Origin of the sequence: Halomonas sp. SS10-MC5, from assembly GCF_015992245.1 — a bacterium.
Taxonomy (GTDB): Bacteria; Pseudomonadota; Gammaproteobacteria; order Pseudomonadales; family Halomonadaceae; genus Halomonas; species Halomonas sulfidoxydans.
This window is the reverse complement of record NZ_CP065435.1, coordinates 4188378-4201608: the sequence shown is the minus strand read 5'-3', so window position 1 is coordinate 4201608 and position 13231 is coordinate 4188378. Positions and strand designations below refer to the sequence as shown.

The window sequence follows — 13231 nt, the reverse complement described above, 5'->3', positions numbered from 1 at the left end:
TCGTGTGGCTCGATCCACTTCCCCGCCCCGCGGTGGCAAGCCGGCTGCCAGCAAGAGTTCGGCTTCCTGGCTCAAGGAACACTTCGACGACCGCTTCGTGCAGCAGAGCTGGCAGGACGGCTACCGTAGCCGCGCCAGCTACAAGCTGCTTGCGCTCGACGACAAGGACCGGCTGTTCAAGCCCGGCATGAGCGTGATCGACCTGGGCGCCGCCCCCGGCGGCTGGAGCCAGGTGGCGGCGGACCGGGTGGGGCCGGAGGGGCTGGTCATCGCCTCGGATATCCTCGAGATGGATGCCCTGGCCGGCGTCGAGTTCATTCAGGGCGATTTCACCGAGGAGGCGGTGCTCGAGGCGATCCTCGCCGCCTTGGGCGGCCGCCCGGTGGACCTTGTGATGTCCGACATGGCCCCCAATATGAGTGGTATGAGCGCCATCGACCAGCCCCAGGCGATGTACCTGGTGGAGCTGGCGCTGGACCTGGCGCGCCAGACCCTGCGTCCCGGCGGCCGTTTCCTGGCCAAGGTGTTCCAGGGCGAAGGCTTCGATGCCTACCTGAAGGAGCTGCGTGACAGCTTCGGCAAGGTGGTGACCCGCAAGCCGGAGGCCTCCCGCGCTCGTTCGCGCGAGGTCTACCTGCTGGCGGATGGTTTCCGCGGCTGAGCCGGCACCGCCGGCTCGGCCCTTCCGATAGAGACAGACTAACGGCGCAATGACCGGACAGCGCGGCCCAACTGTGTCACAGTGTGGGCAAGAAGGCCGGGAGGAACATGCCCTGCCCGCCTGTGGTCATACAGTGGTCCCTTGTGGTCACGGTGCCAGGCGTTACCAGTGGTCCCTTGTGGTCACGGTGCCAGGCGTTACGGCCGAGAGATGCTTGCAATGAGGGTGGTCCCTTGAACGATATGGCGAAGAATCTGATCCTGTGGTTGGTCATCGCGGCGGTGCTGCTGACGGTGTTCAACAATTTCTCTGTCGATGGCACGCCGCAGACGATGAACTATTCGCAGTTCGTCCAGCAGGTGCAGAACCAGCAGATCCGCAGCGTGACCATCGATGGCTACACCATCACCGGCGAGCGCGCCGACGGGTCGCAGTTCCAGACCATCCGGCCAGCGGCGGAAGATCCCAAGCTGATGGATGACCTGCTCTCCAACAACGTCACCGTGGTGGGCAAGGAGCCGCAGCAGCAGAGCCTGTGGACGCGGCTGCTGATCGCCAGCTTCCCGATCCTGCTGATTCTCGCCATCTTCATGTTCTTCATGCGCCAGATGCAGGGGGGCGCCGGCGGCAAGGGCGGCCCGATGAGCTTCGGCAAGTCCAAGGCCAAGCTGCTCTCCCAGGACCAGATCAAGACCACCTTCGCCGACGTCGCCGGCTGCGACGAAGCCAAGGAGGAGGTCGAGGAGCTGGTCGACTTCCTGCGCGACCCCTCCAAGTTCCAGCGCCTGGGCGGCACCATCCCGCGCGGCGTGCTGATGGTGGGCCCGCCGGGCACCGGCAAGACGCTGCTGGCGAAGTCCATCGCCGGCGAGGCCAAGGTGCCATTCTTCTCGATCTCCGGCTCCGACTTCGTCGAGATGTTCGTCGGCGTGGGTGCCTCCCGCGTGCGTGACATGTTCGAGCAGGCCAAGAAGCAGGCGCCGTGCATCATCTTCATCGACGAGATCGACGCCGTGGGCCGCTCGCGCGGCGCCGGCATGGGCGGCGGCAACGACGAGCGCGAGCAGACGCTGAACCAGCTGCTGGTGGAGATGGACGGCTTCGAGGCCAACGAGGGCATCATCGTCATCGCCGCCACCAACCGGCCCGACGTGCTCGACCCCGCGCTGCTGCGCCCGGGCCGCTTCGACCGCCAGGTGGTGGTGCCGCTGCCCGACATCCGTGGTCGTGAACACATTCTCAACGTGCACCTGCGCAAGGTGCCGCTGGCCGACGACGTCAAGCCGTCGCTGATCGCCCGCGGCACGCCGGGCTTCTCCGGCGCCGACCTGGCCAACCTGGTCAACGAGGCGGCGCTGTTCGCCGCGCGGCGCAACAAGCGCCTGGTGGGCATGGAGGAACTCGAGCTGGCCAAGGACAAGATCATGATGGGTGCCGAGCGCCGCTCCATGGTCATGACCGACAAGGAGAAGCTCAACACCGCCTACCACGAGTCGGGCCACGCCATCATCGGCCTGGTGATGCCGGAGCACGATCCGGTCTACAAGGTCACCATCATCCCGCGTGGCCGCGCCTTGGGCGTAACCATGTTCCTGCCCGAACAGGATCGCTACAGCCTGTCGCGCCAGCAGATCATCAGCCAGATCTGTTCGCTGTTCGGCGGGCGCATCGCCGAGGAGATGACGCTGGGGCCGAACGGTGTCACCACCGGGGCCTCGAACGACATCAAGCGCGCCACCGAACTGGCCCACAACATGGTGGCCAAGTGGGGCCTCTCCGAAGAGATGGGGCCGATCATGTACGACGAGGACGAGTCGCACCAGTTCCTCGGCGGCCCGGGTCAGGGCGGCGGCAAGCTCAAGTCGGGCGAGACCACGACCCGGCTCGACAAGGAAGTACGCAAGATCATCGACGAGTGCTACGCCAAGGCGCAGCAGATTCTCGAGGAGAATCGCGACAAGCTCGACGCCATGGCCGAGGCGCTGATGCAGTACGAGACCATCGACGCCGACCAGCTCAGGGACATCATGGAGGGCCGCACTCCGCGTCCGCCCAAGGATTGGGAAGACGGCGACTCCGGATCCGGCGCCCCCATCGGCGGCGAGGCCGAGCCCAAGCGTGACGAGGAATCCGCCCAGGAACCGAGCGACGGTGCCGGTGGCGGGCATGGCGACGAGGACGAAGACGAGAGGCCCCGCCGCCGTCCCTCCGACCCGCTGGGCGGCCCCGCCGGGTCGTGACGACGACCGGTACGAAGCAGGCGCCCCGACGGGGCGCCTTTGCCATGGGGCCCCGGGCCCAGGCTTGCGTCACAGGATCCATGACATGACAGACAACCCCGCACCGACCTGGCTGCCGTGTGGGCGGCATCGCCTCGACCTCTCCTACCCCCGGATCATGGGCATACTCAACGTCACGCCCGACTCCTTCTCCGACGGCGGGCGCCACGTCGCCGTCGATGACGCCCTGCGTCACGCCGAGCAGATGCTGGCGGAAGGGGCGGCGATCATCGACGTGGGCGGCGAATCGACCCGTCCCGGCTCGCAGCCGGTTTCCACCCAGCAGGAGCTGGACCGGGTGGCGCCGGTGGTCGAGCGCCTGGTATGCGAGCTCGATGCGCTGGTCTCGGTGGATACCAGCAATCCCGACGTGATGCGCCAGACCGCGGCGCTGGGCGCCGGCATGATCAACGACGTTCGCTCGCTCGCGCGCGAGGGCGCGCTGGAGGCGGCGCTCGGCACGGGGCTGCCGGTGTGTCTGATGCACATGCAGGGTGAGCCGCAGGACATGCAGCAGGCGCCCCGCTATGATGAGCCCATCGAGGAGGCGGTGCATGGCTTTCTGGCCGAGCGGGTGGCGGCCTGCGAGGCCGCCGGCCTGCGCCGCGAGCGCCTGCTGATTGACCCCGGTTTCGGCTTCGGCAAGACCGTCGAGCACAACCTGCGGCTGCTCCATCGCATGGAGCGCCTGGCCGAGTTCGAGCTGCCGCTGCTGGTGGGCATGTCGCGCAAGAGCCTGATCGGCAAGGTGCTGGGCCGGCCGGTGGAGGAGCGCCTGCCCGGCGGCCTGGCGCTGGCGTCGCTGGCCGTCGAGCGCGGCGCGCGCATCTTGCGCGTTCATGACGTTGGCCCGGTCATGGATGCGGTGAACATGACCTGGGCCGTGCTAAGGGAAGGCTGCGAGAATGACTAGAAAATACTTCGGTACGGATGGCATACGAGGTACGGTCGGAGAGTATCCCATCACCCCGGACTTCATGCTCAAGCTGGGCTGGGCCATGGGGCGGGTGCTGGCGCGCGAGTCGGGGCGCGCCCGGGTGCTGATCGGCAAGGACACCCGTATCTCGGGCTACATGTTCGAATCGGCGCTCGAAGCGGGGCTGTCGGCGGCCGGCGTCGACGTGGCGCTGCTCGGCCCGATGCCGACGCCCGGCATCGCCTATCTCACCCGAACCTTCCGTGCCGACGCCGGTATCGTCATCTCGGCGTCGCACAACCCCTTCGCCGACAACGGCATCAAGTTCTTCTCCACCGACGGCACCAAGCTTCCCGACGCGCTCGAGGAGCGCATCGAGGCGATGCTCGAGGAGCCATTGACGACGGTAGCGGCGGGCAAGCTGGGCAAGGCGGTGCGCATCGACGACGCCGCCGGCCGCTACATCGAGTTCTGCAAGTCGACCATCCCGAACCGCGTCAGCCTGCACGGCCTGCGCATGGTGCTCGACTGCGCCCATGGCGCTACCTACCACATCGCCCCCAGCGTGTTCCGCGAGCTGGGCGCCGAGGTCAGCCTGGTAGGGGCCAGCCCCGACGGCCTCAACATCAATCGCGAGGTCGGCTCGACCTCGCCGGCGACGCTGCGCGCCGCGGTGATCCAGCAGGGCGCCGACCTCGGCATCGCCTTCGACGGTGACGGCGACCGCGTGCTGATGGTCGATGCCGACGGCCGCGAGGTCGACGGCGACGACATCCTCTACCTCATCGCTCGTGACCGCCACGAGCGTGGCCAGCTGGTCGGCGGTGTGGTCGGTACCTTGATGACCAATTTCGGCCTGGCCATGGCGCTCGAGGGCATGGGCATTCCCTTCGAGCGCGCCAAGGTCGGCGACCGCTACGTGGTCGAGCGCCTGGTGGAGAACGGCTGGCAGCTCGGCGGTGAATCCTCCGGCCACATCGTCTGTGCCGACGTGCAGAGCACCGGCGACGGCATCGTCTCGGCGCTGCAGGTGCTGGCGCTCATGATCAGCGAGGGCAAGCCGCTCAAGGTGCTGCTTGCCGGCCTGGAGAAGGTGCCCCAGGCGCTGGTCAACGTGCGCCTGATGCCGGGCAGTGATGCCAAGGCGCTGATGGCGAGCCCGGCGGTCAAGGACGCCGTGGCGGCGGTGGAGGCGGAGCTGGGCGAGGAGGGGCGCGTGTTGCTGCGCCCTTCGGGCACCGAACCGCTGATCCGTGTGATGGTCGAGGGGCGGGCTCACCTCGACGTCGAAGGGCTGGCGAGCCGCCTGGCCGCCCAGGTCGAGGGCGAGCTGGGTTGACACACGCTGCGGCGGTTGTCTTGGCCTGGCGGCTCCTATACCATTTCGCTCCACTTTGAAAGAGGACGCAGCATGCGAACGCCGCTGATCGCCGGGAACTGGAAGATGAACGGTTCGGCCGCGCTGGTCGAAGAGTTCGGTCGCGCCTTTGCCGAAACGACGCTGCCGGCTTCGCTGGACGTGGTGATCCTGCCGCCCTTTCCCTATCTGGACGCGGCGCGGCGTGCCTTCGACGGTACCCCGCTGCGCCTGGGCGCTCAGACGCTGAATCCCCTGCACTCCGGGGCTCGCACCGGCGAGGTGAGCGGGCGCATGCTCAGGGAGTTCGGCGTCGAGTACGCCCTGGCGGGCCACTCCGAGCGGCGCCAGCTCTACCGCGAAGGTGACGAGGCCGTGCTCGACCGGCTGCTGGCGGCGCTCAACGTCGACATCACGCCGATCCTGTGCGTGGGCGAGACCCTGGAAGAGCGCGATGCCGGCCGGACCCAGGAGGTCGTGCTGCGCCAGGTGGGCTACGCGATGGCGCGTCTCGAACCCGACCAGCGCGAGCGCGTGATCATCGCCTACGAGCCGGTGTGGGCCATCGGTACCGGGCGTACCGCCACGCCGCAGCAGGCCCAGGAGGTCATGGCCGCCATCCGGGAGTACCAGGCCGGCTTCGATCGTGACCTCGCGGCAGGCTTGCGCCTGCTGTACGGCGGCAGCATGAACGCCGGCAACGCGGCTGAGCTGTTGGCCCAGCCCGACATCGACGGCGGCCTGGTGGGCGGTGCTTCGCTCAAGGTCGACGATTTCCTAGCCATTTGTCAGTCAGCAGGTTGAACCCATGCAAGTTGCCATTCTCATGATCCATGTGGCGATCGCCATCGCGCTGGTCGTTCTCATCCTGCTACAGCAGGGCAAGGGCGCCGAGGCCGGTGCGGCCTTCGGCGGCGGCGCGTCCCAGACCGTGTTCGGCTCGCGCGGCAGCGGCGGTTTCCTCTCGCGCACCACGGCGGTGCTGGCGGCGGCCTTTTTCGCCACCTCGCTGACCCTGGCCTACTTCGCCAGCCAGGCGGGGCAGGCGCCGGAAGCGGGCATTCCCGACTCGCGTCTGATCGAGCAGCAGCGCGGGCTGCCTACCCTTGACGACGACGCCGATGATGTGGATAATACCGCGCCAGTGCTGGAGGAAAGCGACGGCTGAGTCGCGGCTCCGGCAGTCTAGCAAGCCGAAGTGGTGGAATTGGTAGACACGCTATCTTGAGGGGGTAGTGACCTTACGGTCGTGCGGGTTCAAGTCCCGCCTTCGGCACCATCTGAAACGCTGCGGCCCGAGGGGTCGCGAGTCGTCAGAAGCAGGATTGGCACCAGGAAGAGGGTAGGCGCCCGCTTGGCTCAAGTCACCTTGACTCAGGCCCGCATCGCGCCTACAATCGCCGACCTGGAATGTTGCGGGGTGGAGCAGTCTGGTAGCTCGTCGGGCTCATAACCCGAAGGTCATCGGTTCAAATCCGGTCCCCGCTACCATCTTCCGGCAGGCATCCGAACGGGATGCAGGATGCCGAAAGTGGTACTACAGGTTTCTTGTGAAAGGCCCCTTCCTGCGAAGGGGCTTTTTGTTAGCAGCTTACTGTCGGCCTGGCCGGCAGGGCTTGTTCGGGCAACGCCAATCAGCCACCTAGCTTTCCTGTTCACTCCCGGCCAGGTGCCTGATGCAACGGCTGTAGGAGCTTTCTGTGGCACTCAAGGACGCTGCGCTATATGCGCTGATCGAGCCGGTGGTCACCGCCATGGGCTTCGAACTCTGGGGCATCGACTATCGACCCCAGGGCAAGCACTCCCGACTGGTGATCTACATTGATCATGCCGAGGGGGTGAGCGTGGATCATTGCGCCGACGTCAGTCGCCAGGTCAGTGCCGTGCTCGACGTGGAGGATCCCATTCCGGGGGAGTATCGCCTGGAGGTTTCGTCGCCGGGCATGGATCGTCCGCTCTTCACCCTCGATCAGTTCGCGCGCTTCGCTGGGCACCAGGTAGCGCTCAAGCTGCGCGTTCCCTTCGACGGGCGGCGCAAGTTCCAGGGGCTGCTGGCCGGCGTCGAAGAGGACGAGGTGCTGCTGCAGCTCGACGGCGAGGAGTACTGCTTTCCCATCGAGAGCATCGATCAGGCACGGGTGGTTCCCCGGTTCGAAGACTGAGGTCGCCGGCCAAGGTTGCTGGTGCACAAGAACAGGTTTTCTGGCGAGGCATAGGCATGAGTAAAGAAATTCTGATGGTCGTGGATGCGATCTCCAACGAAAAGGGCGTGCCCCGTAACGTGATCTTCGAGGCCGTCGAAGCGGCGCTGGCCAGCGCATCGCGCAAGCGCTTCGAGGGGCGCGAGGTCAGCGTAAGGGTGCATATCGACCGCCAGACGGGCGAGTACGAGACCTTTCGCCGCTGGGAGGTGATCGAGGACGACGAGTTCGAGAATCCCGACGCCGAGATCAAGCTCTCCTATGCCGAACGCCGCGACCCGCCGCTGGGGCTGGGGGACGTGGTCGAGGAGCAGATCGAGAACGCCGCCTTCGGCCGTATTGCGGCCCAGACCGCCAAGCAGGTCATCGTGCAGAAGGTACGCGAGGCCGAGCGCGCCGAGGTGGTGCGCCAGTACGCCGAGCGCGAGGGCGAGCTGGTCGCCGGCATCGTCAAGAAGACCACCCGCGACGGTCTGATCATCGACCTCGGCGACAACGCCGAGGCGTTCCTGCCGCGCAGCGAGATGATTCCCGGCGAGCGCTACCGCATGAACGACCGGGTTCGCGCGCTGCTGCTCAAGGTCGACGCCGAGGCGCGTGGCGCGCAGCTGATCCTGTCGCGGACCTGCCCCGAGCTGATCATCGAGCTGTTCAAGATCGAGGTGCCGGAGATCGCCGAGCAGCTCATCGAGATCAAGGGCGCGGCGCGTGACCCCGGTTCGCGGGCCAAGATCGCGGTCAAGACCAACGACCGGCGCATCGACCCGGTCGGTGCCTGCGTCGGCATGCGCGGCTCCCGCGTCCAGGCGGTCTCCAGCGAGCTGCAGAACGAGCGGGTCGACATCATCCTGTGGGACGACAACCCCGCCCAGCTCGTCATCAACGCCATGGCACCGGCCGACGTCGCCTCGATCCTGGTCGACGAGGACGCGCACGCCATGGACGTCGCCGTGGCCGAGGACAACCTGGCCCAGGCCATCGGTCGCAGCGGCCAGAACGTGCGCCTGGCTTCCGAACTCACCGGCTGGCGCATCAACGTCATGACCGAGGGCGAGGCGGAGGACAAGCGCGAGCAGGAGATCGACAGCCTGGTCGAGCACTTCATCCAGCACCTGGACATCGAGGAGGATCTCGCCCGGCTGCTGGTGGAGGAGGGCTTCACCACGCTGGAGGAGATCGCCTACGTGCCCCTCGAGGAGATCCTCGAGATCGAGGAGCTCGACGAAGAGCTGGTGGAAGAGCTGCGTGCGCGAGCCAAGGATGAACTGCTGACGCTGGCCATTGCCTCCGAGGAGGAGCTGGACGGTGCACAGCCGGCCGACGACCTGCTGGAGATGGATGGCATGGAACGTCACCTGGCCTTCATCCTGGCCAGTCGGGGCATCGTCACCATGGAGGACCTCGCCGAGCAGTCCGTCGACGATCTGATGGACATCGAGGGCATGGACGAGGAGCGCGCTGCAGCACTGATCATGACTGCCCGTGCGCCCTGGTTCGAGAACGAACAGTAAACGGGTCACGGGCTGAGGAGGGTCGAGATGTCGGAAATGACCGTTAAGGATTTTGCAGCGAAGGTGGGCCGCGACGTGCCCCGCCTGCTGGAACAGATGAAAGAAGCCGGGCTCGAGCACAAGTCCGAGAGCGATGCCGTGTCCGAGGAGGACAAGCGCAAGCTGCTCGACTACCTGACCAAGAGCCACGGTGGCAGTGGGGCCGGCGCGCGCAACCGCATCACCTTGACGCGCAAGACCAGAAGCCGGATCAAGACCGGCGAGCGCGGCAAGACCATCGAGGTGCAGGTGCGCAAGAAGCGCACCTACGTCAAGCGCGCCGAGGAAGAGGTGCCGGCGCCCGAGCCGGTAGAGGAGTCCGGGCCGCGTCAGCTGGTGGGCGACATGGCCGATTCACAGGCCAAGCGCGAGGCCCAGGAGGCCGAGCAGGCCAAGGCGCGTGCCGCCGAGCAGGCCGCGCGCGAGGAGGCCGCCAAGGCCGAGGCGTCCAAGCCCGCGGTTGAGCCCGAGATCCCGGTGCCCGCTCTGGAAAGCTCCGAGGAGCCGTCCGGCGAGCCCGAGCCGCCGGCGCCGCCCAAGGAGGGCCGCACCGACCGCCGTACCGCGCCGCCCAAGAAGGCCTCGGCCAAGAAGGGGCGCCATGATCGTGACGACGACGATCGCGGCGACCGCGAGGAGCGGCGCCGTGGCGGCGGCAAGAAGGTCAAGCGCGCCGAGCGCCGCGGTGGCCGCCGCGGTTCCAGTCAGGCCGGTGGCGGCAAGCACGGCTTCCAGAAGCCAACGCAGCCGATCGTGCGTGAGGTCTCGATTCCCGAGTCGATCAGCGTCGCCGACCTGGCCGACAAGATGTCGATCAAGGCCAACGAAGTCATCAAGACCATGTTCACCATGGGCGCGGCGGTGACCATCAACCAGACCATCGATCAGGACACCGCGGCCATCGTCGTCGAGGAGATGGGCCACGTGCCCAAGCTGATCAAGGACGATGCGCTCGAGACCGAGATGCTCGAAGGCATCTCCTACGAGGGCGAGGAGATCACCCGTTCGCCGGTGGTCACGGTGATGGGCCACGTCGACCACGGCAAGACCTCGCTGCTCGACTACATCCGCAAGGCCAAGGTGGCCACCGGCGAGGCCGGCGGCATCACCCAGCACATCGGCGCCTACCACGTCGAGGACGAGCACGGCGGCGTGACCTTCCTCGATACCCCGGGCCACGCGGCGTTCACCGCGATGCGCGCCCGCGGTGCCAAGGCCACCGACGTGGTCATCCTGGTGGTGGCGGCCGACGACGGCGTCATGCCGCAGACCATCGAGGCGATCGAGCACTCCAAGGCGGCCGACGTGCCGATGGTGGTGGCGGTCAACAAGATCGACAAGCCGGCGGCCGACCCGGACCGGGTCAAGAACGAGCTGTCGCAGCACGGCGTGATCTCCGAGGAGTGGGGCGGCGACACCCAGTTCGTCCACGTCTCGGCCAAGTCCGGCGAAGGCATCGAGGATCTGCTGGAGGCGATCCAGCTGGTCTCCGAGGTGCTCGAGCTCAAGGCGGTACCGGAAGCGCCGGGCAAGGGCGTGGTGGTCGAGTCGCGCCTCGACAAGGGGCGCGGTCCGGTGGCCACCGTGCTGGTCCAGAACGGCACCCTGAAGAAGGGCGACATCGTGCTTGCCGGCCTGCACTACGGCCGCGTGCGTGCGCTGACCAACGAACTCGGCCAGCAGGTCGACGAGGCGGGCCCCGCCATGCCGGTGGAGATCCAGGGCCTCGACGGCACCCCGGACGCCGGCGACGACTTCATGGTCGTGGCCGACGAGAAGAAGGCCCGCGAGGTCGCCAACTTCCGTCAGGGCAAGTACCGCGAAGTGCGCCTGGCACGCCAGCAGAAGGCCAAGCTGGAGAACATGTTCAGCCAGATGGGCCAGGACGAGGTGGCCAAGGTCAACATCGTGCTCAAGGCCGACGTGCAGGGCTCGCTGGAGGCGATCAAGGGTGCCCTCGAGGAGCTCTCCACCGACGAAGTGCAGGTGGCCGTGGTCTCCTCCGGCGTGGGTGGCATCACCGGCACCGACGCCAACCTGGCGCTGGCCTCCGAGGCCATCGTGGTCGGCTTCAACGTGCGTGCCGACGCCGCCGCCCGCGAGATCATCGAGCGCGAAGGCCTCGACCTGCGCTACTACAGCGTCATCTACCAGCTGATCGACGAGGTCAAGCAGGCCATGAGCGGCATGCTGGCACCGGAGTGGAAGGAAGAGATCGTCGGCGTGGCCGAGGTTCGCGACGTCTTCCGCGCGCCGAAGATCGGCGCCGTGGCCGGCTGCATGGTGGTCGAGGGCACCGTCTTCCGCAACAAGAAGATCCGCGTGCTGCGCGACAACGTCGTCATCTACGAGGGCGAGCTCGAGTCGCTGCGCCGCTTCAAGGACGACGTGCAGGAAGTGCGCAGCGGCATGGAGTGCGGTATCGGCGTCAAGAACTACAACGACGTCCAGGTCGGCGACAAGATCGAGGTCTTCGACCAGGTCAAGGTCGAGCGGACGCTGTAATCGCAGCGGGGGTGGAGCATGCGCGAGTTCAAGCGTACCGACCGGGTCGGCGACCAGCTGCAGAAGGAGCTGGCCGTATTGATCCAGCGCGAGGTCAAGGACCCGCGCCTGGGCATGGTCACCGTCAGCGGGGTCACGGTCAGCCGTGACCTCGGCTACGCCGACGTCTACGTGACCCTGCTCGGCGAGGACAGCCCCGAGCGCATCAAGGAGAACCTCAAGGTGCTGCGCCAGGCAGCAGGCTTCCTGCGCAGCCAGATCGCCCGGCGCATCAAGCTGCGTCACGTGCCGGAGCTGCGCTTCCACTATGACGAGAGCGTGGTGCGCGGCCAGCGGCTCTCCTCGCTGATCGACGAGGCGGTCGAGAGCGACCGTGCCCGCCACGCCGACGACGGGCACGGCCCGGGCGACGAGGGAGAGCGCGGCTGATGGCGCGGCGTCGGCGCGGCCTGCCGATCGACGGCGTGCTGCTGCTCGACAAGCCCAAGGGGGCGTCGAGCAATCACGCCCTGCAGCGGGTCCGGCGCCTGCTGCAGGCGCAGAAGGCAGGCCACACCGGCACGCTGGATCCGATGGCGACCGGGCTGCTGCCGGTATGCCTGGGCGAGGCGACCAAGTTCTCGGCGCACCTGCTCGAGGCCGACAAGGTCTACCGTACCCGGGTGCAGCTCGGTGCGGTGACCGCCACCGGCGACGCCGAGGGCGAGGTGGTCGAGCGCTGCGAGGTGCCGGCGCTGACGGCGGCGGATGTCGAGCGGGTGCTCGAGCGCTTTCGCGGCGAGATCGAGCAGACGCCGCCGATGTACTCGGCGCTCAAGCACCGGGGGCGCAAGCTCTACGAGCTGGCCCGCGAGGGCAAGAGCGTCGAGCGTGCAGTGCGCCGCGTGACGGTGTATGATGCCCGGCTGCTTGCCTTCGAGGGCGATGCCTTCGAGCTGGAAGTGCGGGTCAGCAAGGGGACCTACGTGCGCACCCTGGCCGAGGACATCGGCCGTGCGCTCGGCAGCGGGGCTCACATCACCGCCCTGCGGCGACTCGCCACCGGCCCCTTCGACAGCGAAGGCATGCTGCCGCTGGAGGCGCTGGAAGCGCTGTCGGGCCAGGATGAGCGCGAGGCCGCGCTGCTGCCGGTCGACGTGCTGGTGGCGCATCTGCCCAAGCTCGTGGTCGACGAGCGCGCCAGGCAGCGGCTCGTCCACGGCCAGGCGGCCAGCGTCGATGCCGTCGGCGAGAAGACCGGCAAGCTGGCGAGACTCTACTGCGACGAGACCTTCCTCGGGCTCGGCGTGGTGACGGGGCCACAGGAGGTGGCACCGAAGCGGCTGCTCAGTACGGCAGCCGATTGAGGGGCGGCGCGAGCTGCCCCGAGGGAGAGACGCCCGAGACTGCAAATATGCGTGGTCTCACACATTCACGTTTCAGGCATATTGCTTACTGGAGACACAGATGGCACTTACCGCTGAACAGAAGGCCGAGATCGTCAAGGAATTCGGCCGTGGCGACAACGACACCGGTTCCCCCGAGGTTCAGGTGGCCCTGCTGAGCGCCAACATCGACGGCCTGCAGGACCACTTCAAGACCAACAAGCAGGATCACCACTCCCGTCGTGGCCTGATCCGCATGGTCAACCAGCGCCGCAAGCTGCTGGACTACCTGAAGCGCAAGGACCTGTCGCGCTATCAGGCGCTGATCCAGCGTCTGGGCCTGCGTCGTTAATCGACGCTGAGCGGGTACGAAACGGGCAGCCTTGGGCTGCCCGTTT

Annotated in this window: 12 protein-coding genes and 2 tRNA genes; all 14 read left to right on the top strand. The window is 67.2% G+C overall.

Going from position 1 to position 13231, the window contains the following annotated elements; all coding sequences use genetic code 11:
* The first annotated feature begins 4 nt into the window (after nucleotides 1-4).
* The 14 genes from rlmE to rpsO all read left to right on the top strand — a co-directional run bounded on the left by rlmE (nucleotide 5) and on the right by rpsO (nucleotide 13185).
* Nucleotides 5-661: a 23S rRNA (uridine(2552)-2'-O)-methyltransferase RlmE gene (gene rlmE / locus I4484_RS19660; protein ID WP_197448842.1), complete on the top strand. Its 657-nt coding sequence runs from the start codon at nucleotides 5-7 to the stop codon at nucleotides 659-661.
* 233 nt (nucleotides 662-894) lie between these two features.
* Complete coding sequence (ftsH, locus tag I4484_RS19655; RefSeq protein ID WP_197448841.1) at nucleotides 895-2901, top strand: ATP-dependent zinc metalloprotease FtsH; 2007 nt, start codon at nucleotides 895-897, stop codon at nucleotides 2899-2901.
* A gap of 157 nt (nucleotides 2902-3058) precedes the next feature.
* Complete coding sequence (gene folP / locus I4484_RS19650) at nucleotides 3059-3853, top strand: dihydropteroate synthase (RefSeq protein WP_197451126.1); 795 nt, start codon at nucleotides 3059-3061, stop codon at nucleotides 3851-3853.
* On the top strand, nucleotides 3846-5195 hold the full coding sequence (gene glmM / locus I4484_RS19645) for a phosphoglucosamine mutase (RefSeq protein WP_197448840.1): 1350 nt from the start codon (nucleotides 3846-3848) through the stop codon (nucleotides 5193-5195). The genes folP and glmM overlap by 8 nt, the downstream gene beginning before the upstream one ends.
* A 72-nt stretch (nucleotides 5196-5267) precedes the next feature.
* A complete protein-coding gene (gene tpiA / locus I4484_RS19640) occupies nucleotides 5268-6017 on the top strand; it encodes a triose-phosphate isomerase (RefSeq protein WP_197448839.1) in 750 nt (249 codons plus the stop codon).
* Between the two features lie 4 nt (nucleotides 6018-6021).
* Nucleotides 6022-6381, top strand: a complete 360-nt coding sequence (gene secG / locus I4484_RS19635) for a preprotein translocase subunit SecG (protein WP_197448838.1) — start codon at nucleotides 6022-6024, stop codon at nucleotides 6379-6381.
* Between the two features lie 24 nt (nucleotides 6382-6405).
* Nucleotides 6406-6492, top strand: a tRNA-Leu gene (locus tag I4484_RS19630).
* A 135-nt stretch (nucleotides 6493-6627) separates the two neighbouring features.
* Nucleotides 6628-6704 (top strand) — tRNA-Met (locus I4484_RS19625).
* Between the two features lie 209 nt (nucleotides 6705-6913).
* Nucleotides 6914-7375 (top strand): ribosome maturation factor RimP, encoded by a 462-nt coding sequence (rimP, locus tag I4484_RS19620; protein WP_197448837.1) that lies wholly within the window; start codon nucleotides 6914-6916, stop codon nucleotides 7373-7375.
* Between the two features lie 56 nt (nucleotides 7376-7431).
* Complete coding sequence (gene nusA, locus I4484_RS19615; protein WP_197448836.1) at nucleotides 7432-8925, top strand: transcription termination factor NusA; 1494 nt, start codon at nucleotides 7432-7434, stop codon at nucleotides 8923-8925.
* Between the two features lie 27 nt (nucleotides 8926-8952).
* Entirely contained in the window at nucleotides 8953-11469 is a 2517-nt protein-coding gene (infB, locus tag I4484_RS19610; protein WP_197448835.1) for a translation initiation factor IF-2, read from the top strand.
* Between the two features lie 18 nt (nucleotides 11470-11487).
* Nucleotides 11488-11898 carry a 30S ribosome-binding factor RbfA gene (rbfA, locus tag I4484_RS19605; protein ID WP_197448834.1) on the top strand — a complete coding sequence of 137 codons (411 nt, stop codon included), beginning with the start codon at nucleotides 11488-11490 and terminating at the stop codon, nucleotides 11896-11898.
* Entirely contained in the window at nucleotides 11898-12815 is a 918-nt protein-coding gene (gene truB / locus I4484_RS19600; RefSeq protein ID WP_197448833.1) for a tRNA pseudouridine(55) synthase TruB, read from the top strand. The genes rbfA and truB overlap by 1 nt, the downstream gene beginning before the upstream one ends.
* A gap of 100 nt (nucleotides 12816-12915) precedes the next feature.
* Nucleotides 12916-13185, top strand: coding sequence for a 30S ribosomal protein S15 (gene rpsO / locus I4484_RS19595; RefSeq protein ID WP_111415227.1), 270 nt, complete (start codon nucleotides 12916-12918; stop codon nucleotides 13183-13185).
* The last annotated feature ends 46 nt before the right edge of the window (nucleotides 13186-13231 follow it).